This window comes from Ruminococcus sp. J1101004sp1_RTP21198st1_B9_RTP21198_201120 (genome assembly GCF_040924245.1).
Taxonomy (GTDB): domain Bacteria; phylum Bacillota; class Clostridia; order Lachnospirales; family Lachnospiraceae; genus Blautia_A; species Blautia_A faecis.
The window spans coordinates 36704-60971 of sequence record NZ_JBCOMI010000001.1 but is presented as its reverse complement, the minus strand read 5'-3'; the positions used below and the strand labels follow the sequence as shown (position 1 = coordinate 60971).

At 45.3% G+C, this 24268-nt stretch carries 19 protein-coding genes; 5 read left to right on the top strand and 14 right to left on the bottom strand.

Translation table 11 applies throughout. The features are described from left to right. Positions 1-25 precede the first annotated feature (25 nt). Positions 26-2116 (bottom strand): translation factor GTPase family protein, encoded by a 2091-nt coding sequence (locus AB5618_RS00255; protein WP_118578841.1) that lies wholly within the window; start codon positions 2114-2116, stop codon positions 26-28. A 210-nt stretch (positions 2117-2326) separates the two neighbouring features. Here AB5618_RS00255 and AB5618_RS00250 point away from each other — a divergent pair, with 210 nt between their 5' ends. The 3 genes from AB5618_RS00250 to AB5618_RS00240 all read left to right on the top strand — a co-directional run bounded on the left by AB5618_RS00250 (position 2327) and on the right by AB5618_RS00240 (position 6320). Continuing rightward, entirely contained in the window at positions 2327-3436 is a 1110-nt protein-coding gene (locus AB5618_RS00250) for a prephenate dehydrogenase (RefSeq protein ID WP_173717731.1), read from the top strand. A gap of 174 nt (positions 3437-3610) precedes the next feature. Continuing rightward, complete coding sequence (gene aroA / locus AB5618_RS00245; protein WP_368366417.1) at positions 3611-4885, top strand: 3-phosphoshikimate 1-carboxyvinyltransferase; 1275 nt, start codon at positions 3611-3613, stop codon at positions 4883-4885. Between the two features lie 445 nt (positions 4886-5330). Next, positions 5331-6320, top strand: a complete 990-nt coding sequence (locus tag AB5618_RS00240) for a 2-hydroxyacid dehydrogenase (protein ID WP_148461961.1) — start codon at positions 5331-5333, stop codon at positions 6318-6320. A gap of 839 nt (positions 6321-7159) precedes the next feature. Here the strand turns inward: AB5618_RS00240 and AB5618_RS00235 are convergent. Next, positions 7160-7993: a deoxyribonuclease IV gene (locus tag AB5618_RS00235; RefSeq protein WP_148461960.1), complete on the bottom strand. Its 834-nt coding sequence runs from the start codon at positions 7991-7993 to the stop codon at positions 7160-7162. 344 nt (positions 7994-8337) lie between these two features. Between AB5618_RS00235 and AB5618_RS00230 the strand changes: the two genes are divergently transcribed. Together AB5618_RS00230 and AB5618_RS00225 are read left to right on the top strand one after the other, a co-directional pair. Further along, positions 8338-9711 (top strand): sodium-dependent transporter, encoded by a 1374-nt coding sequence (locus AB5618_RS00230; RefSeq protein ID WP_148461959.1) that lies wholly within the window; start codon positions 8338-8340, stop codon positions 9709-9711. A 148-nt stretch (positions 9712-9859) separates the two neighbouring features. Then, on the top strand, positions 9860-11113 hold the full coding sequence (locus AB5618_RS00225; protein ID WP_148461958.1) for a CapA family protein: 1254 nt from the start codon (positions 9860-9862) through the stop codon (positions 11111-11113). Positions 11114-11168: 55 nt separating this feature from the next. Here the strand turns inward: AB5618_RS00225 and queA are convergent, their stop codons facing one another. The 12 genes from queA to rnc form a co-directional block, all read right to left on the bottom strand. Further along, a complete protein-coding gene (queA, locus tag AB5618_RS00220; protein WP_148461957.1) occupies positions 11169-12194 on the bottom strand; it encodes a tRNA preQ1(34) S-adenosylmethionine ribosyltransferase-isomerase QueA in 1026 nt (341 codons plus the stop codon). Continuing rightward, the gene (trmD, locus tag AB5618_RS00215) at positions 12181-12945 is read right to left on the bottom strand and encodes a tRNA (guanosine(37)-N1)-methyltransferase TrmD (RefSeq protein WP_118578851.1); all 765 of its coding nucleotides are present in this window, start codon (positions 12943-12945) and stop codon (positions 12181-12183) included. Before trmD ends, queA begins: the two co-directional genes overlap by 14 nt. Then, positions 12946-13449, bottom strand: a complete 504-nt coding sequence (rimM, locus tag AB5618_RS00210; protein WP_148461956.1) for a ribosome maturation factor RimM — start codon at positions 13447-13449, stop codon at positions 12946-12948. It abuts the gene before it with no gap. A 104-nt stretch (positions 13450-13553) separates the two neighbouring features. Further along, complete coding sequence (locus tag AB5618_RS00205; RefSeq protein ID WP_021926512.1) at positions 13554-13784, bottom strand: KH domain-containing protein; 231 nt, start codon at positions 13782-13784, stop codon at positions 13554-13556. 160 nt (positions 13785-13944) lie between these two features. Beyond that, entirely contained in the window at positions 13945-14190 is a 246-nt protein-coding gene (gene rpsP / locus AB5618_RS00200) for a 30S ribosomal protein S16 (RefSeq protein ID WP_117852013.1), read from the bottom strand. 54 nt (positions 14191-14244) lie between these two features. Further along, the gene (gene ffh / locus AB5618_RS00195) at positions 14245-15597 is read right to left on the bottom strand and encodes a signal recognition particle protein (RefSeq protein ID WP_148461955.1); all 1353 of its coding nucleotides are present in this window, start codon (positions 15595-15597) and stop codon (positions 14245-14247) included. 3 nt (positions 15598-15600) lie between these two features. Then, positions 15601-15924, bottom strand: coding sequence for a YlxM family DNA-binding protein (gene ylxM, locus AB5618_RS00190; RefSeq protein ID WP_118578857.1), 324 nt, complete (start codon positions 15922-15924; stop codon positions 15601-15603). 425 nt (positions 15925-16349) lie between these two features. Next, complete coding sequence (gene trpS, locus AB5618_RS00185; protein WP_148461954.1) at positions 16350-17411, bottom strand: tryptophan--tRNA ligase; 1062 nt, start codon at positions 17409-17411, stop codon at positions 16350-16352. A 359-nt stretch (positions 17412-17770) separates the two neighbouring features. After that, positions 17771-18982, bottom strand: a complete 1212-nt coding sequence (ilvA, locus tag AB5618_RS00180) for a threonine ammonia-lyase (RefSeq protein WP_118578861.1) — start codon at positions 18980-18982, stop codon at positions 17771-17773. 29 nt (positions 18983-19011) lie between these two features. Continuing rightward, positions 19012-19953 carry a signal recognition particle-docking protein FtsY gene (gene ftsY, locus AB5618_RS00175; protein ID WP_173717145.1) on the bottom strand — a complete coding sequence of 314 codons (942 nt, stop codon included), beginning with the start codon at positions 19951-19953 and terminating at the stop codon, positions 19012-19014. A 14-nt stretch (positions 19954-19967) separates the two neighbouring features. After that, entirely contained in the window at positions 19968-23528 is a 3561-nt protein-coding gene (gene smc, locus AB5618_RS00170; RefSeq protein ID WP_173736257.1) for a chromosome segregation protein SMC, read from the bottom strand. An 18-nt stretch (positions 23529-23546) separates the two neighbouring features. Continuing rightward, positions 23547-24230: a ribonuclease III gene (gene rnc, locus AB5618_RS00165; protein ID WP_118578867.1), complete on the bottom strand. Its 684-nt coding sequence runs from the start codon at positions 24228-24230 to the stop codon at positions 23547-23549. Positions 24231-24268 lie beyond the last annotated feature (38 nt).

Sequence of the window (24268 nt, the reverse complement as noted above, 5' to 3'; positions counted from 1 at the left end):
GAAATTCTCCGTCTCATTATACTACTTATTCATCAGCAGCGTCAACCTTACTTGCCCTTGCTTCGATCTCTTTCTGCTGGATATCACCAGGAGCCTGCTCATAGCGGGCAAACTCGTAGGAGAAGTCACCACTTCCACCAGTCATGGAACGAAGATCTGTGGAATATCCATAAATCTCAAGAAGAGGAACGTCAGCTTCAATAATGGTATTTCCGTTATGATCCGGATTCATTCCAAGAACACGGCCGCGGCGCTTATTCAGATCGCCCATAACGTCACCTGTATATTTATCCGGAACTGTAACCTTCATGGAAACGATTGGCTCTAACAGTACCGGAGAAGCATCCATGAAGCCTTTCTTGAATGCAAGGATGGTAGCCATCTTAAACGCCATCTCTGAGGAATCTACCGGATGATAAGATCCATCATAAAGAGTAGCCTTTACACCAACTACCGGATATGCTGCAAGAGGTCCTTTCTGAACACATTCCTGAAGGCCCTTCTCGACTGCCGGGAAGTAGTTCTTCGGAACTGCACCACCAACAACAACCTGCTCAAATACGTATGGAGTCTCCATATCGCCAGACGGCTCAAAACGCATCTTAACATGTCCATACTGTCCATGTCCGCCGGACTGTTTCTTATGTTTGCCTTCTACGTCAGAATTCTTGCGGATGGTCTCGCGGAATGGAACCTTCGGTTTGGAAAGCTCTACATCAACTTTATAACGCTCTTTCAGCATGCTGACAATAACATCAAGATGCTGATCGCCCATACCATAGATCAGACTCTGACGGTTAGCACCATCGTTCTCAACACGAACAGTCCTGTCTTCGCTCATGATCTTGGCAAGAGCCTGGGAAATCTTATCCTCATCCCCCTTGTTCACAGCCTTAAATCTCTTATAGGTATAAGGTGTGGAAAGAATTGCTTTCGGATAAAGAACCGGATTCGCCTTGGTGGCAAGGCTGTCACCAGTCTGAACACTGACTAATTTGGCAATTGCACCGATATCACCTGCATGGAGCTCTGGAACTTCGATGGGCTTGGAACCCTGAAGAACATATAATTTATTCAGGCGCTCTTCTGTGCCTTTCTCAACATTGAGAAGGGTATCATCAGATTTGATAACACCGGAGCAAACCTTGATCAGGGAATACTTGCCAAGGAATGGATCCACGATGGATTTCCATACATATGCTGATTTTGCTTTAGCGAAATCGTAATTTGCTTCAAAAATCTCGTTGGTCTTCTGGGAAATACCGTTGCAGGAACGTTTGTCCGGGCTTGGGAAATATCCGCAGATGTCGTCCAGAAGGTTGGATACGCCGCGAAGATTGATCGGGGATCCCATGCATACTGGAACAATGCTTGCATCCTGTACATTGGCGGCAAGTGCTGCGGAAACTTCTGTAACGGAGAACTCGTCTCCCTCAAAATAACGATCCATGAATTCCTCGCTGGTCTCTGCTACAGATTCCATCAGGATATCATGATACTTCTCAAGGTACTCATCCAGATAAGAAGGAATCTCGCACTCTTCCTTCTGTCCCTTGTCGATATATTTTCTTCCGGCCTGCTTCACAACGTTAACATATCCCACGAACTTGCCATCCTCACGGATCGGGAAATGCAGCGGGGCAATCTTCTTGCCATAAAGCTCGGTAAGCTGATCTACTACCTTACGGTAACTTACATCGTCCACGTCCATATCGGTAACGAAAATCATTCGCGGAAGTTTATACTTCTCGCAGAGATTCCATGCCTTCTGGGTACCAACCTGTACCCCTGCCTTACCTGATACTACGATGATTGCTGCGTCTGCAGCGCTGACAGCTTCCTCAACTTCTCCTACGAAGTCAAAATATCCGGGAGTGTCCAGAATGTTTACCTTGTTCTTCTGCCACGGGACCGGAATCAGAGATGTAGTGATAGAGAAATGTCGTTTGATTTCTTCTTTATCATAATCACTGACTGTGTTGCCATCTTCTACACGGCCTAAACGGTTGGTCAAGCCGGCAAGATATGCCATTGCTTCTGCCAGAGTTGTCTTTCCAGCACCGCCGTGTCCTAACAGCACTACATTTCTGATTCGGTCAGTTCTAAAAACGTCCATATGTAATACCTCCCTGTTTGTCTAATATGTTCATATTTTACTAAATATTCAGAAGAATTTCAAGTATTTTCTGGGATTTTGACGGTCTTTTTTCAAAAAAGTTTAGATTATTTTGTCATTTCTGTAGGAATTGACAATTTGCGAGGAATCTCGTACAATATCATAAGATAATTTTTCACTTTAACGAAGGAAAGGAAACGACATTATATTATGAAGACAATCGGTTTTATCGGTCTCGGTCTGATCGGCGGCTCTATCGCCAAGGCCATCCGGAAGTACCATCCGGATTACCACATTCTGGCCTATAACCGCAGTAAGGAAGCACTTGCCTCTGCCATCAGCACCGGCATTATAGATGGTGTCTGTGAGGAAATGAAGGATCCACGCTTTGGATCCTGTGATTATGTATTTTTATGTGCTCCGGTAGAGATCAACCTGGAGTGCCTTGCATATCTGAAAGAGATCCGCCAGCCAGGCTGCATTATCACAGATGTGGGAAGTGTAAAGGGAATCATCCATCAGAAAGTGGATGAGCTGGGAATGACAGACTGCTTTATCGGCGGTCACCCTATGGCCGGTTCTGAGAAAACCGGTTTCGACCATTCCAACGAGCGCATTCTGGAAAATGCATACTATATTCTTACCCCGGGCGGAGAAGTGGGACTGGAATATATTTCAGATTTTACAGAACTGATCAGTTCTCTTGGTGCTATCCCTATGGTGCTTACAGCTGAAGAGCATGATTTTATTACAGCAGGTGTAAGCCATCTGCCCCATATTATTGCTTCTGCCCTTGTAAATCTGGTAAAAACTCTGGACAACGATGCCGAATATATGAAGACCATCGCAGCAGGCGGTTTCCGCGATATTACGAGGATTGCCTCCTCCTCTCCCGTTATGTGGCAGCAGATCTGCATGGAAAACCATGAGAACATTTCCAATGTTCTGGACGACTATATCCGCATGCTGATCCAGATCCGCTGTTCTGTAGACAACTGTGCTACAGATGGGAAGGAGGCAGATGCTATTTATCAGATGTTTGCAAGCTCCAGGGATTACCGTGATTCCATTGATGTTGTGGATAATGGTCCTATCCGCAAGGCTTATGTGCTTTATCTGGATATTGCAGATGAGGCCGGCGGAATCGCTACCATTGCCACCATCCTTGCCATGGATAAGATCAGCATTAAGAACATCGGAATTATCCACAACCGTGAATTTGAGCAGGGTGTTCTGAAAATCGAATTTTATGAAGAAGACGCTATGGAAAAGGCCATTGCACTTTTGAAAAAGCGCAATTATATTGTTTATGAGCGATAACCTGCGTACCGACAGTTGTTTATTGGATACATTACAATTAGTTTTTCAGACAAACTCTGTATCAATACAGCAAATATGAAGTAAACGCCATATTGACTCGTCTAATTCTTTATAAGTAATATAGTCGATACCTGTTTTTGCTGTATGAAACTTTATATTTAAGGAACGATTATTATGGAAATAAAAAAACTTACAAATCTCCACGGAGAACTTACAGTCCCAGGCGACAAATCCATCTCCCACCGTGCCGTCATGTTCGGTTCCCTTGCCAAAGGAACCACAAAGATCACCCATTTTCTGGAAGGAGCTGACTGCCTTTCCACCATCTCCTGTTTCCGCAAAATGGGCATTGATATTGAGAATAACAGCGGAGAAATCCTGGTTCATGGAAAAGGACTCCACGGATTATCTGCCCCTGTTGATATTCTGGATGTTGGAAACAGTGGCACAACTACCCGCCTGATTTCCGGTATTCTTGCAGGACAAAATTTTGTATCGGAGCTTACCGGCGATGACTCTATCCAGAGCCGTCCCATGAAACGGATCATGACGCCTCTCCTTTCCATGGGCGCTGATATTGCAAGCATAAAGGGAAATAACTGTGTTCCCCTTCGGATTGCAGGTCATCCTCTGAAGGCCATTCACTATGATTCACCAGTTGCCTCTGCTCAGGTAAAATCCTGTGTACTTCTGGCGGGAATGTATTCTGACGGAATTACCAGCGTCACCGAACCGGTTCTTTCCAGGAACCATACAGAAATCATGTTAAACTACTTTGGAGCTCAGGTAACTTCTGAGGGAACTACCGCTTCCATTGCTCCGGAACCATCTCTTTTTGCCAGAGAAATTACAGTACCTGGGGATATTTCTTCTGCCGCTTATTTCATCGCTGCCGGACTTCTGGTGCCAGGCAGTGAGATTCTTCTGAAGAATGTGGGAATCAATCCCACAAGAGACGGACTGCTTCGTGTGTGCAAAGATATGGGGGCTGACATTACGCTCTTAAATGTAAATATGGAAGGAGAGCCTACCGCTGATCTTCTTGTTCGCACCAGTTCTCTTCACGGTACAACAGTAGGCGGAGAAATCATTCCGACTCTTATCGACGAGATTCCGATGATTGCAGTTATGGCCGCTTTCGCAGAGGGAACCACCGTGATCAAGGATGCAAAAGAACTTAAGGTAAAAGAATCTGATCGTATTCTGGTTATGGCCGAGAACCTTTCCCGCATGGGTGCGGATATTACGCCTACAGATGACGGAATGATCATACATGGCGGCAAACCGCTTCACGGCGCAGAGATTGATTCTTATCTGGACCACAGAGTGGCTATGTCTTTCGCTGTTGCAGGACTGCTCTGTGATGGACCGCTATCTATTAAGGGTGGAGATTGTGTGAAGATTTCTTATCCGGAATTTTATGAGGATCTGTATCGGTTAGGAGAATAATCTGAACCGCAGGAACTTAAATGAGAACAATTTTCGTTACTGTGAACGGAGTGAGAAGTGACCATTTTTCCATTTAGGTTCCTGTTTTTTTGCCTTTTTAGATGTGTATTCCTCTTATTTTATGTTAAATAATAGTCAATGTTAGTTTAGTGTAACTGTCATATTTTGCCAGATTATATGCTTATATTTTCTTTTAAAATATACATATTGCACATTTTGCCATGTATTAATTTCTGTGCAATTTTAAAATTCGTTTTAATCTCATTTCTATATTGATATTCTTTTAACGATTTCGACGAAGTTAAAAAACTTTCCGTTTTCCTCTTTTTTTCTTCAAAAAAATAACGTATAATCCCACTGTAAGTTGAGGAACACTAAAACAAACAAAGCGAAGGTGAACAGCCCAGACAAAAGAGCGGCTGCCACAAGAAAGGAGCCAGAAATAATGAAAATTTTATTTTACGGAACCAAAAATTATGACGAGCAGTTTTTTGAAAAACTTTTACCTGAATTTCCAGATATTAAGATTAAATTTATTGAAGCAAATATCCACGAGGAGACCGCTTCTCTTGCAAACGGTTATGAAGCCATCTGTGCTTTTGTAAATGCAGACCTTGGCGCTCCTGTTATTGAAGAATTACATCAGCAGGGTGTAAAACTAATCCTTATGCGCTGCGCTGGTTACAATAATGTGGATCTTAAGACAGCTCACAAATATGGCATAAAAGTTCTGCGTGTTCCAGGGTATTCTCCGGAGGCTGTTGCAGAGCACGCAATGGCGCTGGCTCTTACAGCTAACCGTCACACTCACAAGGCCTATATCAAATGCCGTGAGAACAACTTTACTTTAAGCGGTCTTATGGGCGTGAACCTTTACAAGAAAACAGCCGGTATTATCGGTACTGGTAAAATTGGTCAGGCTATGGCAAGAATCTGCAAGGGATTTGGAATGCGGGTCATTGCATATGATCTTTTCCCAAACAAGAATCTTGACTTCCTGGAATACGTTTCTCTTGATGAGTTGCTGGCTACCAGTGATCTGATCAGCCTGCACTGCCCGCTTACAGATGAGACGAAGCATATTATCAACGAAAAGACAATTGCCCAGATGAAGGATGGAGTTATCCTTGTAAACACTTCCCGTGGCGGTCTTATCAAGACGGAGGATCTGATTTCCGGTATCCGCGACCATAAGTTCTTTGCGGTTGGACTGGATGTTTATGAGGAGGAATCTGATTATGTATTCGAAGATCTGTCTGAGAGCATCATGCAGACTTCCCTGATCCAGAGACTTCTCTCCTTCCCGAACGTAACCATGACCTCCCATCAGGGATTCTTTACAGAAGAAGCGCTCACTAACATTGCAGAGACAACTATGGAGAATGCGCAGGCTTATATCAATGGAGATGAGCTGAAGAACGAGGTTCTTTCATAATTCATAAATCACTATAGAAAATACGGTGTTTCAATGCATAGGTATTGAAACACCGTTTTGCTATTTAGTGTGTTGAAAGTTGTTCAAGGCGGACGCATTCGGACAATGGTGATTGCTCACTCGCCGGCGCAACGCTCCAGCGAACTAACTGCTAACTGCGACTAAATCGTTCAGGAGAGCCTTCACGATTAAGTCTCCGTAAGCAGTGGATTTCGCCTACGCTAAAACCGCGCCTGAAATGGCTCGCTAGAGCAATCACCATTGCCCGAATACTGTGTACTGGCTGGGACTTATTTGTACGTAGGAACTTTCAACAGGTGGAGAGGGGGAGTGACTGGTTTCCCTATACTGTATCACAAACGAAAGTTTATAAGGATTTTGCCGAAATTAGCGGCTTTTACAATTTCGATGAAGTATTTGCACATTTTTAGGGCTGTTTTGCAAGTAAAAAACTTGACATATTATTTTATGTGCCTTCGATATCCCATTTAGATGGTTGATACTTCGCAGCTTTATTAGTTTTACCTAATCTATCATTGCCAAGAAAGTATCGGGAAACCAATCACTCCCACCACCTCCTTGTTAAAAGTTCCTAAACAGCATCAGTTTCAGCCGACACACAGCATTTGGGCAATGTGTATTACTCCAGCGAGCCATTTCAGGCGCGCTCTTAGCGTAAGCGAAATCCAGCGCTTACGGAGACTTATGCGTGAGGGCTCTCCCGAACGCATTAGTCGCAGTTAGCAGTTAGTTCGCTGTAGCGTTGCGCCGGCGAGTGAGTAATACACATTGTCCAAATGCGTCCGCATTGAAGAACTTTTAATCAACTAAATAGCAATTTATTCTGAATATCTTTCCCTAAGAAGTGCAATTTCTCTTGTCCAACCCTCATCATCATTAGGCGTTTCCAGAATAAAAGGCTTACCCTCCAATGCCGGGTGCCGGATGACACGGACAAGGGCATCAAGACCAATCTGGCCTTCCCCGATTCTGGCGTGGCGGTCTTTGTGACTGCCAAGAGGGTTGAGGCTGTCGTTCAGGTGGATGGCTTTTAAGTGGTCGAGACCGATGATGCGGTCGAATTCAGTTAAGACACCGTCCAGGTCGTTTACAATATCGTAGCCACCATCCCACACATGGCAGGTATCCAGGCAGATTCCAAGTTTATCGCGTTTTTCTACAAGGTCCATGATGGCACGAAGCTCCTCGAAGTGGCTTCCCACCTCTGAACCTTTTCCGGACATGGTTTCCAGAAGGACTGTGGTGGTCTGATCTTCGGTAAGGACAGCATTCAGAACTTCTGCAATCTTTTGGATTCCAACTTCTATTCCTTGTCCTACATGGCTGCCAGGATGGAAATTGTAGTAGTTTCCAGGTGTGGCTTCCATACGTTTCAGATCGTCTGCAAAGGTCTCCCGGGCAAAATCCCGCAGATTTTCTTTGGCCGCGCAGGCATTTAAGGTATAAGGCGCATGGGCTACAATTTTCCCAAACTCATGCTCCTTTGCAATCTCCAAAAATTTTGCCACGTCCGCCGGATCAATAGCCTTGGCATTCCCTCCTCTTGGATTTCTGGTAAAAAATGCAAACGTGTTGCCGCCATTTTTCACAATCTGGCGTCCCATGGCTGCGTAGCCTTTGGATGATGAAGTATGATTTCCTATATATAACATGTCATTTTCCCTTCTTATTTATTATGAAAGTCTCGTACAGCAGCCAAGAATGAACCATGCTTGCACGAGCGAATTCCTGAATATCGAATGGGCCAGGCGATGGCCCTGATTACGAATGCGGTCGGCAGCTGTGGGAGCGCCATAGGCGCGAAACAGCTGACCCTCAAATACACTTCAAGTATTATCCTATATATTTTAGCATTTCCCCCTTCTTTTTCAAGATATTTATTGACGAAAACTCATTTTATTCTTATACTGTTAAAAGGTGTGCTCTTCTGTAAAAAAGACTTTTGTCCCATACTTTTTCACAGAATTCATACATAGAAAAAAGGAAGGAAATCAACATGAAAGAACGTGAAAAGTTTTCATCCCGGCTTGGATTTATTCTCATTTCAGCCGGCTGCGCCATTGGAATCGGCAATGTATGGCGCTTCCCTTATATAACAGGACAGTACGGAGGCGCAGCATTTGTACTGATCTATCTTCTGTTCCTTGTAATTCTTGGACTGCCTATTATGGTTATGGAATTTGCTGTCGGACGCGCAAGCCGCAAGTCCGCTGCCAGAAGCTTCCATCTCCTTGAGCCAAAGGGCACCAAATGGCACATTTACAGCTATGGAGCCATGCTTGGCAACTATATGCTGATGATGTTTTACACCACTGTAGGCGGCTGGATGCTGGCTTACTTCTTTAAAATAGCAAGCGGCACCTTCACAGGTCTTGATACAGAAGCGGTAGGAAACGTATTTAACACCATGCTCTCCAATCCTGGAGAAATGACCTTCTGGATGGTAATCGTAACTGCATTCGGTTTTGGTACCTGCTGCATGGGACTGCAGAAAGGTGTTGAACGTATCACAAAGGTTATGATGGTATGTCTTCTTACTATTATGGTAGTTCTTTGCGTTAAGAGCTGTACGCTTCCAGGTGCCATCGAGGGTATTAAGTTCTATCTTCTCCCGGATTTTGGCCGTCTGAAAGAGAACGGACTGCTTTCCGGTATTTATGCCGCTATGGGACAGGCATTCTTCACCTTGAGCCTTGGGATCGGCGCAATGGCAATCTTTGGAAGTTATATTGACAAAGACCGCAGCCTTATGGGCGAATCCATCCAGATTGGTATTCTGGATACTTTCGTGGCACTAATGGCCGGACTTATTATTTTCCCGGCATGCTTTGCTTACAATGTAAGCCCTACACAGGGTGTTGGACTTGTGTTCGTAACACTGCCGAACATGTTTAACCAGATGATGGGCGGCCGTTTCTGGGGCGCACTGTTCTTTATCTTTATGACATTCGCAGCTCTCTCCACCATCATTGCAGTATTTGAGAATATCTTAAGCTTTGCCATGGATCTGTGGGGCTGGAGCCGTAAGAAGGCAGTTCTGGTAAACGGAATTGCAATCTTTGTTTTATCCATGCCATGCGTACTTGGTTTCAACGTATGGAGCGGATTTCAGCCACTGGGTGCAGGAAGCACCATCCAGGATCTGGAGGACTTCATTATCTCCAATAACCTGCTTCCGCTTGGAAGCCTTGTTTACCTGCTGTTCTGCGTAACCCGCTACGGATGGGGATGGGACAATTTCATCAAAGAAGCGGATACAGGAAACGGCATTAAATTTCCGAAGTGGGCACGTCCATATCTTACCTATGTACTGCCGCTTATTGTACTGTTGATTTTCGTAATGGGTTATTACGACAAGTTCTTCAGATAAATATTATTGTAATGTAAATCAAAGGCAAAAGTTCACAGGGCTATTCACTCAAAACATGACCTATGGATTTTTGCCTCAATGTTTATACGGAACAAACACATCGCCTGTCGGCGACATCATATACAAAAAGCCATATGAGGATAGACGTATGCAAAAGAAAAAGAATTTATACAAAAAATCCAAATATTACCGCCAGCGCCAGAAAAAGATCCGACAGATCTGTATGGCCGCGGGTGGTGTCCTGCTGCTGGTGGTACTGATCCTGATCGTCCGGGGATGTGCAGGAAAGGCAAAGAGTGTAAACTCTTCGAATGTAAACAACGCAACCGACGAAAAGACAACTGGTTCTGCTCTTTCTTCTGACAATGAAAAGAACGATTCTTCATTTGCCGATGGAACTAAGCAGACTGCCGAATCTTCCAGCGACAGCTCAGATTCATCTTCTGATTCCGAAAGCAGCGATACTGTTTCAACAAAATCGAAGCACGACACCCCAGTCACCCTTACTATAAACGTTGTGGGCGACTGTACCCTTGGCACAGATGAAGCCTTCGATTACAGTACCAGCCTGAATGCATATTTTGAAAATTATGGAAAAGAATACTTTTTACAGAATGTAAAGAGCATTTTTGAAGCAGATGACCTGACCATCGCCAACAATGAAGGGACCTTCACAGACAGCAGCAGCCGCGAGGATAAAACCTTCGCATTCAAAGCCCCTGCGTCTTTTGCAGGAATTTACTCCAGCAGTTCTGTGGAAGCAGTAAACACAGCCAACAACCACAGCCATGATTACGGCGAGCAGAGCTTTCAGGATACCATGGACGCCCTGGATGCCCAGGGAATTGTTCATTTTGGCTATGATGAGACGGCCGTAATGGATATAAAAGGGGTAAAAGTAGGTCTTGTGGGAATCTATGAGTTATACGATCATCTTGAGCGTGAACAGCAGCTGAAAGACAACATTGCCAAGGTAAAAGAAGATGGTGCAGAGCTGATCATCGTTATCTTTCACTGGGGAAACGAAAAAGAAACCGTTCCAGACTCCAATCAGACCACACTTGGACATCTTGCCATTGACCTTGGCGCTGACCTGGTGTGCGGACATCATCCTCATGTACTTCAGGGAATTGAAGAATATAAAGGAAAAAATATTGTATACAGCCTTGGAAACTTCTGCTTCGGCGGAAACAGCGCCCCAAGTGACATGGACAGTATGATTTTCCAGCAGACCTTTACCATCTCAAATGACGGCGTAAAAGCAGATAATGTAACAAATATCATCCCATGTTCCATCTCCTCCGCTTACGGCTATAACAATTACCAGCCAACGCCTGCTGAAGGGGATGAAAAGACCAGAATTATGGAAAAAATCCAGGAAAGAAGCTCCTGGATCGGATAGAAGAAAATATGTTATTCAGCCCCCCAGAGCGAAAGCTCCGGGGGGTATTTTTTGATTATAATATCAGCATCGCATCCCCAAATGAAAAGAACCGATACTTCTCCTGCACTGCCACCTCATAGGCATGCAGAATATTCTCTTTTCCAGCCAGTGCAGATACCAGCATAACCAGTGTGGATTCCGGCAGATGGAAGTTGGTGATCAGACCGTCGATCATCTTAAATTTATAGCCTGGATAAATAAAAATCTCTGTCCAGCCGCTTCCAGACTTCAGAACACCATCAGCGCCAGTTGCAGATTCCAGTGTACGGCAGCTGGTAGTTCCAACTGCGATCACACGGCCGCCATTTTTCCTGGTATCGTTGATCAGCTTCGCCTGGTCTTCTTCCACAATGTAGAATTCAGAATGCATGTGATGCTGCTCCACATCATCTACCTTAACCGGACGGAATGTGCCAAGACCTACGTGAAGAGTTACATGGGCAATATTTACCCCTTTGGCTTTCACCTGCTCCAGAAGTTCCTTTGTAAAATGCAGACCTGCTGTAGGCGCTGCTGCAGAACCTTCATTCTTTGCATAAACAGTCTGGTAGCGATTCTTATCCTTTAATTTATGAGTGATATATGGAGGCAGCGGCATCTCTCCCAGCTGATCCAGAATCTCTTCGAAAATACCCTCATAATGGAACTGGATCAGACGATTCCCCTCGTCCACCACGTCAATAATCTCTCCCTTTAAGATACCATCTCCAAAAGTGATCTTAGCACCTGGGCGTGCCTTTTTACCTGGTTTTACCAGGCATTCCCAGATATCGTTCTCTCTTCTTTTCAGAAGAAGGATCTCGATCACTGCGCCAGTCTCTTCCTTGTGACCGTAAAGTCTTGCCGGAATAACCTTGGTATCATTGATAACCAAAGTATCACCTTCATTCAGATAGTCCAGTATATCCCTGAAATGGCGATGCTCAATACTGCCATCTGCCATAGAAAGATGCATAAGTCTGGAAGAACTTCTGTCCTCCAGCGGATCCTGGGCGATCAGCTCCTGAGGGAGCTCATAGTAAAAATCAGATGTTCTCATCTTTGGATTCCTCCTCTTTCCACTGCTTTTTCAGCTGCCGCACAAAATTCCATTCTTTGTTGGTGAGATCTGCCTTTTTCAGCAGATCCGGGCGCCTTCTGGCTGTACGAATGATAGACTGCTCTCTGCGCCACTTCTCTATATTTGCATGATGACCGGACATAAGAACCTCCGGAACCTTTTTACCATGCCACTCTTCCGGGCGGCTGTACTGGGGATATTCCAGAAGATTTCCTGCAAAGGACTCGGTCTCGCCAGACTCCTGATTGCTGAGCACGCCTGGAACCATGCGGGAAATAGAATCCATCATAACCATGGCCGGAAGCTCGCCGCCTGTAAGCACATAATCTCCGATAGACACATAATCCGTCACAATTTCCTCCAGAACACGCTCGTCAATCCCCTCATAGTGACCGCAAAGGAAAACCAGGTCTTCCTCTTTCGCCATGTCTCTTGCCATCTGCTGATTAAACACCTGTCCCTGCGGGGTGAGATAAACCACACGGGGGCGCTTCCCGGCTTTCTCGGCAATCGCTTCATAAGCCAGGTAAACCGGTTCTGCCTGCATCAGCATTCCAGCACCGCCGCCGTAAGTATAATCATCTACTTTCTGGTGCTTGTTAAAAGCATAGTCGCGGATATTTATGGCCTCCACAGAAAGGATTCCTGCATTAATAGCACGCCCTGTAATGCTGGTGTTCATTCCATTCCGGATCATTTCCGGAAAAAGGGTCAAAACATGGAAATTCATTTATAAAAGTCCTTTCATCAAATGTACCGTCATCACATTCTCTTCCAGATCAACGTCAAGGATGCATTCCTTGATTGCCGGGAGAAGTACTTCCTGATGATCTGGAAGCTCTACTACGTAAACATCATTGGCTCCTGTCTCCATAACATCTTTCAGGGTTCCGAAATGGGTGTTGCCCTCCAGAACCACTTCCATGCCAATCAGGTCGCCGATGTAATATTCATCTTCATCCAGTTCCTGGGCTTCTTCTCTGGGAACCCACAGGTCTCTGCCTTTGTACATTTCAATATCATTTATATTATCAATCCCATTAAATTTCAGGATCACAAGATTCTTAAAAAATTTCACGTTACGGATTTCCAGCTTTTTCATCTCTCTGCCGGCATCCAGAATCACGTATTCAAGATCCAGGAAACGCTCCGGATCTGTGGTAGGGAATACTTTTACTTCTCCCCGCACGCCATGAGTGGTGGTAATTACTCCAACCTTTAATAAATCTTCCATTCAAAACTCCTCTACAAAAAACGAATATGTCTGCCGTCCAGGACTTTCATAAGTAAAAACAGGAGCCATGTCTCCACAGCTCCTGCATCCATATATCTTGCTTATCATTGCAGAATATCTACAATCACTTTTTTGCTGCTTTTGGAAGAAGCCGCTTTTACTACGGTACGGATGGCCTTGGCGATTCTGCCCTGACGTCCGATCACCTTACCCATATCAGATGGTCCTACCTTCAGTTCGATAACAACAGCGTCATCCTTTTCTGTTTCGGTAACGACTACTTCGTCCGGATTTTCAACAAGAGATTTTGCAATTACTTCTACTAATTCTTTCATTACACACCTCCCTGATCCCGCCCCGGAGCATATTCAAAAAATGCCCTCATCTGGACGTCACAGAAATACCCCCTGAAAATTGCCGATTACAGTTCACGACTTTCACAGGAAATACTGTGCAGTCTGAACCATTCTGGCAACCTCTAAGATACTCCTTAAATTATTTCTCGATTCCGGCCTGTTTAAGGATCTTAGCAACAACTTCTGTAGGCTGAGCACCGTTTGCAAGCCATTTCTTAGCTGCTTCTTCGTCAACCTTGCATACGCTTGGCTCCTGGTTCGGATCATATGTTCCGATCTCTTCGATACATCTTCCGTCACGTTTGCTGCGGGAATCTGCAACAACGATTCTATAGTAAGGTGCTTTCTTCTGTCCCATTCTTCTTAATCTGATCTTAACTGCCATTTTAATTTTCCTCCAATTTACTTTCTCTTTATTAGTTAATTTAATTATTTTATGTTAAAAAGGGAGCTTAAAGCCGCCTCTTTTACCACCCATTTTGCCGCCGCCCATGAGACCCGGCATCTGCTTCATCATCTTCTTGCTCTGCTCAAACTGCTTCACAAGGCGATTGACTTCTGCAACATCCACACCTGCGCCTCTGGCAATCCTGTTCTTACGGGAAAGGTTCAGGATTCCTGGATTGGAACGCTCCTGTGGGGTCATGGAAAGAATAATGGACTTGGTTCTGTCCATTGCTTTCTCATCGATCATGCTCTCCACATCTTTCATCTTGCTTCCCACACCAGGGAGCATGTTCAGGATACTGGAGATTCCGCCCATCTTATTCATCTGTTCAAGGCTGGTAAGATAGTCATTGAAATCAAAATCCATCTTCTTCAGCTTCTTGGACATCTCCTGGGCTGCTTCCTGATCTACGGCTGCTTCTGCCTTTTCGATCAGGCTCATTACATCTCCCATACCAAGGATACGGGATGCCATTCTCTCCGGATAGAACTGTTCCAGATCGGATAACTTCTCTCCCATACCTACATACAGGATTGGCTTGCCAGTTACGGACTTGATGGAAAGAGCTGCACCACCACGGGTATCACCATCCATCTTGGTCAGGATCACTCCATCGATTCCAACCTTCTCTGCAAAAGTCTGGGCTACATTGACTGCATCCTGTCCGGTCATGGCATCTACTACAAGGACTGTAGCATCTACCTCAATATTAGACTTAATATCAGCAAGCTCCTGCATCATATCCTCATCGACATGAAGACGACCTGCTGTATCAATGATCACTACATTCTGCTGATTCGCCTTGGCATGTGCAACAGCCGCCTTGGCTATGTCTACCGGGCTCTGTTTATCACCCATGGTAAAGACTTCCACGCCTTGTTTCTCACCGTTTACCTGCAGCTGAGTGATCGCTGCGGGTCTGTAAACGTCACAGGCTACCAGAAGAGGTCTCTTACCTTTAGACTTGATCTTACCTGCAAGCTTGGCTGCTGTAGTGGTCTTACCAGCTCCCTGAAGACCTGCCATCATAATGACAGTCAGATCATTGCCAGGCTTGATCGGAAGCTCTGTAGTCTCACTTCCCATAAGATTAACCAGCTCTTCATTTACAATCTTGATGACCATCTGGCCTGGGTTCAGTCCGTTCATAACGTCCTGTCCAACTGCACGTTCCTGTACAGATTTCGTGAACTGTTTCACGACTCTGAAGTTAACGTCCGCTTCAAGGAGTGCCATCTTAACTTCTTTAAGAGCAATCTTAACATCCTCTTCGGTCAGACGGCCTTTGCTTCTCAGCTTCTTGAATACATTCTGAAGTTTATCTGTTAAGCTTTCAAATGCCATGAATTATAACTCCTCTAAAATCACATTGGATATTGCCTCAATATCATCAGCGTGATATCCGGATGCAAGCTCATGTATCTTCTGTACCTGTCCCCGGATATTCACAAACTTCTCCACCAGATGCAGCTTCTCTTCATATCCTTCCAGTGCCTTGTCACAGCGTCTGATCATATCATGTACGCCCTGACGGCTGATATTCAGTTCCTCTGCAACCTCACTTAAAGAATAATCCTCCAGAACTACACTCTCGTAGATCTGCTGCTGTCTCTTCGTAAGAAGCTCTCCGTAAAAATCATAGAGCAAAGTACGTTCTACAAACTTTTCCATTCGTTATCACCTTGGGTATCATACCGTATTTTGTGGTGTGTGTCAAGTGTTTTTTCTTTACATTGTATATACTATTTATATGTCCAAATTTATTATACGCTATTTCTAATTGTCCGCCCTTATGCTATACTATAAAAGCTGCCGAGCCTCCAGCAGAAAGGAGGTGAATCACATGGAAGAAATTTTCACCGCATTTCTTGTTTCCGTTTTAGCAAGTGTAGTTAGCTACTACATATGCAAATGGCTGGACGGTAAACAATAGGCAGCAACAGCCTAAACGGATTAGCTCACCGTAACGAGCAAGAAAGCCCTCAGAGCTGCAACTCTGAGGGCTTTCGTTTCGTCGCATGGAATTTCACCGCATTCCTTAGCTACTATTAGCATATGCCATAACCAACGAAATGTCAACTTAAAATCCACATATTTTACTGAATCAAACTATCATCATCAAAATAATTAATTTTCATAGAAGCCTTTACATCCCTCAGAGTCTCAGCTGCCTTTGCCTCAGCCACCTTACTGCCCTCTCTTAAAATATCATAGACATCCGGAATGCGCTGCTCCCACATTTTACGGCGCTCGCGGATCGGGCCAAGCTCAGCCTGGAGAACGTTGTTCAGGAACTTCTTAACCTTAACATCTCCAAGTCCGCCTCTCTTATAATGGTCTTTCAGCTCGTCCAGGTTCTGATAATCCGGAAGAAATTCCGGGAAGTATTCTGGTTTGCAGAAAGCATCCAGATAAATAAATACCGGATTGCCATCAACATTTCCCGGATCCTGAACACGAAGATGATTCGGATCCGTGAACATGGACATAACCTTCTTCTTAACCTCATCTGCCTCATCGGAAAGATAAATGCAGTTTCCAAGAGATTTACTCATTTTTGCCTTACCGTCAATACCTGGCAGACGCAGGCACGCCTTGTTGGAAGGAAGTACGATCTCCGGCTCTGTAAGCGTCTCACCATATACTGTGTTAAACTTGTGTACGATCTCTTTGCACTGCTCCAGCATAGGAAGCTGATCCTCTCCAACCGGAACTGCTGTTGCGCGGAATGCTGTAATATCAGCTGCCTGGCTGATAGGATAGCAGAAAAATCCAACCGGAATGCTGGCTTCGAAATTACGCATCTGGATCTCAGCTTTCACAGTAGGGTTACGCTGAACACGGGCCACTGTAACCAGATTCATATAATAGAAAGTAAGCTCTGTAAGCTCCGGAACCATGGACTGGATGAAAATTGTGGATTTGTCCGGATCAATCCCGCAAGCCAGATAATCAAGTGCTACCTGGATAATATTCTGACGAACCTTCTCCGGGTGCTCCGCGTTATCAGTAAGCGCCTGGGCATCCGCGATCATAATATAAATCTCGTCATAATTTCCGGAATTCTGAAGCTTTACACGCTCAGATAAAGAGCCCACATAATGTCCCACATGAAGACGTCCTGTAGGGCGGTCTCCTGTTAAAATTACTTTTTTCATAGTTTGCTACTCCTTATATTCACCGCCATGCCGGCCCTTTTGTAAAACCAACACAGTTGTATTTATTTATAATCAATTCAGCAAACACTCCCCATTTTTTACATGAATATACAAAACGCCCAAAGCACATAGACTAACTTTAGTTACTGTTCACTGGTAACATTCCGCGAGGTGTTTTTTGTGAACAAAGTTCACAGAAAACCCGAGAGTTGCGGCGCGAAATCATGCAAAGCATGATTTCTGTGCATCGCGAAGCGTGTTACTGTGAGCGGAGTGAACAGTAACTAACTTTATTCATACCATTTGTGATGTTGCTTCAGTTATTAACTGCAAGGTAGGGAAATGCTTCTGTTTTTCAATTACAGACTTGCGCGAATTACTTTCGGTCTGCATCCGGCAGTCTCCAGTGCTTTCACGATCTGATTCTTATGATCTGTACCAAATGCCTCCAGAGTGATCTTCAGTTCTACAGCTGCATTACGGTTTGTGCTTACAAACTGATTATGATCCAGCTTGATAACATTTCCCTGATTCTCTGCAATAATAGAAGCCACACGTACCAGTTCACCAGGCTTATCCGGGATAAGAACAGACACTGTAAAGATTCTGTCTCGCTGGATCAGACCATGCTGTACTACAGAAGACATGGTAATCACATCCATATTTCCACCACTTAAAATGGACACAACCTTTTTATTCTTGAAATCAAGATGACGAAGTGCAGCCACTGTCAGAAGTCCTGAATTCTCAACAATCATCTTGTGATTCTCTACCATATCCAGGAAAGCAACGATCAGCTCATCATCCTCAACCGTGATGATTTCATCCAGATTCTCCTGGATATATGGGAAAATATGAGAGCCCGGAGTCTGAACTGCAGTACCATCTGCAATGGTGTTTACATGGGGCAGTGTAACAACCTCCCCTTTCTCAAGAGAAGCCTTCATGCAGGCTGCACCTGCCGGCTCTACACCAATTACTTTAATATGAGGATTAAGAAGCTTGGCAAGTGTGGATACACCTGTTGCAAGTCCGCCTCCACCGATTGGCACCAGAATATAATCTACAAGAGGAAGCTCCTGAATGATCTCCATGGCAATGGTTCCCTGTCCGGTAGCAACTGCAGGATCGTCAAAAGGATGAATAAAGGTATAGCCCTTTTCTTCAGCAAGCTCCAGCGCATAAGCACAGGCCTCATCGTAAACATCACCATGAAGAATAACCTCTGCGCCATAACCTTTTGTACGCTCTACTTTAATAAGCGGTGTAGTGGTCGGCATTACGATCACGGCCTTCACACCGTATTTGTGTGCTGCATATGCCACACCCTGTGCATGGTTTCCAGCGGAAGCTGTGATCAGGCCTTTGCCCCTCTCTTCATCGGAAAGAGTACTGATCTTATAATAAGCTCCACGCACCTTATACGCACCTGTTCTCTGCATGTTCTCTGGTTTGAAGAAAACCTTGTTTCCAGTGAGTTCAGAGAAATAACTGCTCTTCACCAGCTTGGTCTCCTGGGTTACCTGCTTAACTATTTCTGCCGCTTCTTCAAAACTCTCTAATGTAAGCATTTTTATTTTTCCTCCTGTAGTCTGTGGGGTTAGTTTTCATCCGGACGAATATCAAACAACGCATCCACAAAAGAATTTGCATCGAATTTCTGTAAATCGTCAATGCTCTCACCAACGCCGATATATTTCACCGGGATATCAAGCTCAGACTGGATTGCCACCGCAATACCACCCTTGGCTGTACCATCAAGCTTGGTAAGAATGATACCGGTTACATTTGCCACCTCTGCAAACTGTCTTGCCTGCACAAGTGCGTTCTGTCCTGTCGTTCCATCCAGAACCACCAGAGTTTCCAGATACGCTTCCGGATATTCCTTCTCCAGAATGCGGTAAATCTTGCGAAGCTCTTCCATAAGATTCTTCTTATTATGAAGTCTTCCTGCGGTATCACAGATCAGAACGTCTGCATTGCGGGCCTTGGCTGCTGCCACTGCATCATAGACAACTGATGCCGGGTCTGCTCCATCCTGGCCGCCAATGATCTCCACTCCTGCCCGGTTCGCCCACTGGGTCAGCTGTTCCCCTGCTGCTGCACGGAAAGTGTCCGCAGCACCAAGAATAACCTTTTTGCCCTGGTCCTTCAGCTTGCCGGCAAGTTTTCCAACGGAAGTTGTTTTTCCAACACCATTGACACCAATCACAAGAATAACGGATTTACGGTTTTCAAACTCGTACTCTGTGCTGTCTACCGTCATCTGCTCCTTGATGGTATCAATAAGAAGCTGCTTGCACTCCTTGGGATCCCTGATATTTCGGATTTCCACCTGGTCTTTTAATTTGTCCAGAATGGCTGTGGTAGCATTGATTCCAATGTCACCCATGATCAGGATTTCTTCCAGTTCCTCATAAAAATCATCATCTATTGTTGAATAGCCGGTGAAAAGAGAATCAAATCCTGCCACGATGTTGTCTCTTGTTTTTGTCAGGCCACTGACAAGTCTTTTAAAAAAGCCTTTCTTTTCCTCTGCCATTTCCTCTCCTCCTTTTACTGCGTAAGCTGGTTTTCCACAAGATCAACGGAAACCAGCGTGGAGACTCCTTTCTCCTGCATGGTAATACCATAAAGCCTGTCTGCGGCATTCATAGTACCACGCCTGTGTGTTATTATAATGAATTGCGTGTTCTTCGTCAACTTCTGAAGATAGCCTGCGAAACGACCTACATTCGAATCGTCAAGTGCCGCCTCGATCTCATCAAGAAGACAGAATGGCGACGGCTTCAGGTTCTGGATTGCAAACAAAAGAGCAATTGCAGTAAGTGCCTTCTCTCCACCGGAAAGCTGCATCATATTCTGAAGCTTTTTGCCCGGCGGCTGGGAAATAATGCGAATTCCTGCTTCCAGAATATCCACGTCTTCCTCAAGCTCCAGAGTGCCCTTACCGCCTCCAAACAATTCCTTGAAAGCCTTGTCAAACTCTCTCTGGATATCCTGGAATTTCTCCGTAAACTGTTTACGCATTCCCTCATCCAGTTCCTGGATAATGTTCTCCAGCTGCGCTTCTGCGGTTTTCAGATCCTCATACTGTCCGGAAAGGAAAGCATGACGCTCTGAAATCTCCTTATATTCCTCAATTGCATTTACATTAACGTTACCAAGCTTACGGATTTCATCCTTCACCTGGGCAATTTCTTTCTTCATGGCTTTCAGATCGTTCAGCTCTTCTTTTTTGTACTGAAGGGCATTGTTCGGGGTGATCTCATACTCATTCCACATATAGGAAATCTGAGATTCCCTGTGCTCTTCCAGCTTCTCGATCTGACTTTTCAGACGGTAACACTCTTTGTCCAGAAGTGAAATCCTGCCGGACAGCTGATCCCGCTTCTCAAAAAATGCCTTATGGCTGGCATTTTTTTCATCCTTCACACTCTGCCAGCTCTCCATCTGAGCCTTCGCCTTGGTTTCATCCTCTTCCAAAGTCCGGATCACTGCCTCCAGGTTCTCTACAGACTGGCGCTTTCTCTCATTCTCTTCGCCGCCAAGCTCCAGCGTTTCATGAATATCTGCTTCCTCCTGGCGAAGAGCTTCCATCTCATGGGTCAGACGGCCCAGAGTCTCTGCTGCGAAGCTTTCTTTCTGCTGGGCTGTACTTGCTTCCAGACGAAGAGCCTCCAGTTTCCTGGAAACCTCCTGCTCAGAAGCCCTCCAGGTCTCTAATTCTTCCTGTTTATTCTGGATAAAAGTCTCCAGTTCTTTCTCATCCTGCTCAGAAGCCTTCAATTCTTCGGCAATCCTGCTGTGATCAGCCTCTGCCTCCTCGATCTGACGGCGGATTTCCATCTGCTCTCTCTGAATCTCTCCGTAGCCAGCCTGGATTTCCTTTGTTTTGGCTTCTACCTGGTTAATGTTCATCTTCGCCGTGTTCTGGGCAACATACTGCTGACGCAGTTTTTCCTGCAGATCTGCAATGGTGTCACGCATAACATTGCGCTTGCTTCGATTATCATTAATAGCCGTCTGCATGTCATCCATGTCTTTTCGAAGAGCCTTCACACTGGATTCCAGTTCTTCGATCTCACGGCGGCGGCCAAGAAGGTTGCTGTTATTCTTAAAAGAACCACCTGACATAGAACCGCCCGGACTGAAGGATTCACCCTCCACAGTTACCATGCGAAGACTGTGCCGGTACTTTCGCGCAATGGCAATGGCATTGTCAATGTGATCCACCACAAGCACACGACCCAGAAGATAAGTAGCAAGTCCGGCATACTCCGGACCTGTAGTTACCAGTTCACTGGCAAGCCCGATCACTCCCGGCTCCTGCAGCGCATCCCTCTGGGTAAAACCACTTCTAGTATTGATACTGTTAAGTGGAAGGAACGTAGCACGGCCGAAACGGTTTTTCTTCAGAAATTCGATCATATGCTTGGCAGTCTGTTCATTGTCTGTGACAATGTTCTGAATACTTCCGCCAAGAGCCGTCTCAATGGCGATCTCATACTCCTTATTTACCTGGATCAGATCCGCTACAACACCCTTAATTCCCGGTACCCGGTCCTTCTGTTCCATTACACGGCGGATACTGTTTCCGTATCCGTCATAGCGCTCTGTAATATTTTTCAAAGATTCCAGCCTGGAAGCCTCACGGTGATATGCACTCTGGCCGATTTCCATCTGGCCGTTCTGTTTCTTTAATTCATCTGTAATTTTATGTACTTCATTATCCAGGCGCTGACACTCTGCATTCATGTCCTGGATAAGTGTGGTAATTCCCTGAAACTTCTCCTTTGCCCTCTCCAGCTCACTCTGCTGCTGGGCTTCCTCTGTTTTCAAATGAAGCTGTCTCTGACTGATTCCCGCTTTACGGATATCGATCTGCTCCATCATGGTATCGAAACGCTGGGCTTTTCCCTTGGTAGTGGCACGGGTATTGAGAAGCTCGATAATCTCGTTCTTGCCATTCTCCACTGCCTGGGAGCACTCTTCGATCTGTGCCTGAATATTGGAAATCCGGTCCTCTTCTGCCTCCTGGCGCTTCCTTGCTTCCAGAAGAGCTGCATGGAGCTGGGATTTCTCCGCCTCCTGACTCTCCAGAGACTCCTGGCGTTCCTTCAGGTCCGCCTCAATGGACTGCAGACGGCTCTTGTAATGCTCTTCACTCTGCACTCCGGACAAAATCTGTTCCCGAAGTACCTTGGTCTCGCCATCCAGCTGCTGCCTGCGGATTGCCTTATTCTGCGTCTCTTCACGCAGCTGATCCATCTGGGAATTCAACTGTTCCAGTTCCTCTTCAAGACGGTCATATTCCACTTTTGTCTGCTCGTAGGCCTTCTGATTCTCCTCCAGCTCCTCAGCGGCCCTGGTATTCTTGGTATCCAGCTCTTTTAATTCACGGCTGGTCTCCTCGTTTTCCAGAAGAAAACTGTTCACATCCAATTCCCGCAAAGTGTCTCTTTTGGCAAGATAAATTCTGGCTGTCTCGGACTGGCGCTCCAAAGGACTCAATTGTCTGGTAAGCTCACTTAAAATATCGGTAACACGCACCAGATTTCCCTGTTCGTCCTGCAGCTTCTTAATGGTAGTTGCCTTTCTTCGCTTAAACTTTACGATTCCGGCAGCTTCGTCAAAAAGCTCACGGCGCTCTTCCGGCTTACCGCTTAAGATCTTATCGATCTGTCCCTGCCCGATGATGGAATAGCCCTCTTTCCCAATACCGGTATCGTAAAACATCTCATTAATATCCTTCAGACGACAGGCACTTCCATTAATAAGATATTCACTTTCACCGGAACGGTAAAGTCTTCGGGTAACCGTAACCTCATTAAAATCAACCGGAAGCTTGTGATCGCTGTTATCCAGAGTAATGGCAACAGAAGCAAAGCTAAGGGGCTTTCTGGTCTCCGTGCCGGAAAAAATAACATCCTGCATGTTTCCGCCTCGAAGCTGCTTGGCGCTCTGTTCTCCAAGGACCCAGCGGACCGCATCACCTACGTTGCTTTTCCCACTGCCGTTGGGGCCAACGATTCCCGTAATTCCATTATGAAATTCGAAATTGATTTTCTGTGCAAAGGACTTAAACCCGTGCACTTCAATATTTTTTAAATACATGTATTCGAATCCTTGTTATTATTTTCTCATCTTCCGGATAGCCTGGTAAGCAGCTTCCTGCTCGGCAGCTTTCTTGGTATGTCCTACTCCGGTACCCATCACATGACCGCTGACAAGCACATCCACGGTAAAGCTTTTATTGTGATCCGGGCCTTCTTCTTTTATCAGATGGTACTCCACAAGATGGGTTCCCTTCTCCTGTACGATTTCCTGCAGGATGGTCTTGCTATCATAAAAGAGCTGTTTGTTCTCAAGATCGTTCAGAATGAATTTCAGAACAAACTCCTTTGCGCTAGCAAAACCACCGTCCAGATAGATAGCTCCAAGCAGAGCCTCTGTTGCATCGGAAACAATAGAGTCACGGTTTCTTCCACCAGTCATGTCCTCACCTTTTCCAAGGAGCAGATACTGCGGCAGTCCAAAATCTCTTGCACAATAAGCAAGACTGGGTTCGCAAACCAGGCTGGCTCTCTTCTTGGTCAATTCGCCCTCTGGAATCTGGGTGAACTTCTTATAGAGAAAATCACTGCTGATCAGCTCCAGAACTGCATCTCCAAGAAACTCCAGACGCTCGTTGCAGCCTGCCTTACCAAGCTTCTTCTCGTTTGCATAGGAACTATGTGTCAGTGCAAGGATCAGAAGGTTCCTGTTCCTGAACTCATAACCGATCCGGTTCTCCAATGCTTTTAACTTTTTTTCCATGATAAACTTCCTTCCCTCTGACTAGCTGGCAGACCCCC

Bases quoted from the DNA above. Each gene is read 5' to 3' on its own strand.
- AB5618_RS00205 (WP_021926512.1), bottom strand. From the start codon at position 13,784: ATGAAAGAATTAGTAGAAGTAATTGCAAAATCTCTTGTTGAAAATCCG.
- trmD (WP_118578851.1), bottom strand. From the start codon at position 12,945: ATGAATTTCCATGTTTTGACCCTTTTTCCGGAAATGATCCGGAATGGA.
- ilvA (WP_118578861.1), bottom strand. From the start codon at position 18,982: ATGCTTACATTAGAGAGTTTTGAAGAAGCGGCAGAAATAGTTAAGCAG.
- AB5618_RS00225 (WP_148461958.1), top strand. From the start codon at position 9,860: ATGCAAAAGAAAAAGAATTTATACAAAAAATCCAAATATTACCGCCAG.
- rimM (WP_148461956.1), bottom strand. From the start codon at position 13,449: ATGGAAGATTTATTAAAGGTTGGAGTAATTACCACCACTCATGGCGTG.
- ylxM (WP_118578857.1), bottom strand. From the start codon at position 15,924: ATGGAAAAGTTTGTAGAACGTACTTTGCTCTATGATTTTTACGGAGAG.
- ftsY (WP_173717145.1), bottom strand. From the start codon at position 19,953: ATGGCAGAGGAAAAGAAAGGCTTTTTTAAAAGACTTGTCAGTGGCCTG.
- rpsP (WP_117852013.1), bottom strand. From the start codon at position 14,190: ATGGCAGTTAAGATCAGATTAAGAAGAATGGGACAGAAGAAAGCACCT.
- AB5618_RS00250 (WP_173717731.1), top strand. From the start codon at position 2,327: ATGAAGACAATCGGTTTTATCGGTCTCGGTCTGATCGGCGGCTCTATC.
- AB5618_RS00235 (WP_148461960.1), bottom strand. From the start codon at position 7,993: ATGTTATATATAGGAAATCATACTTCATCATCCAAAGGCTACGCAGCC.
- rnc (WP_118578867.1), bottom strand. From the start codon at position 24,230: ATGGAAAAAAAGTTAAAAGCATTGGAGAACCGGATCGGTTATGAGTTC.
- smc (WP_173736257.1), bottom strand. From the start codon at position 23,528: ATGTATTTAAAAAATATTGAAGTGCACGGGTTTAAGTCCTTTGCACAG.
- AB5618_RS00255 (WP_118578841.1), bottom strand. From the start codon at position 2,116: ATGGACGTTTTTAGAACTGACCGAATCAGAAATGTAGTGCTGTTAGGA.
- ffh (WP_148461955.1), bottom strand. From the start codon at position 15,597: ATGGCATTTGAAAGCTTAACAGATAAACTTCAGAATGTATTCAAGAAG.
- AB5618_RS00230 (WP_148461959.1), top strand. From the start codon at position 8,338: ATGAAAGAACGTGAAAAGTTTTCATCCCGGCTTGGATTTATTCTCATT.
- trpS (WP_148461954.1), bottom strand. From the start codon at position 17,411: ATGAAAAAAGTAATTTTAACAGGAGACCGCCCTACAGGACGTCTTCAT.
- aroA (WP_368366417.1), top strand. From the start codon at position 3,611: ATGGAAATAAAAAAACTTACAAATCTCCACGGAGAACTTACAGTCCCA.
- queA (WP_148461957.1), bottom strand. From the start codon at position 12,194: ATGAGAACATCTGATTTTTACTATGAGCTCCCTCAGGAGCTGATCGCC.
- AB5618_RS00240 (WP_148461961.1), top strand. From the start codon at position 5,331: ATGAAAATTTTATTTTACGGAACCAAAAATTATGACGAGCAGTTTTTT.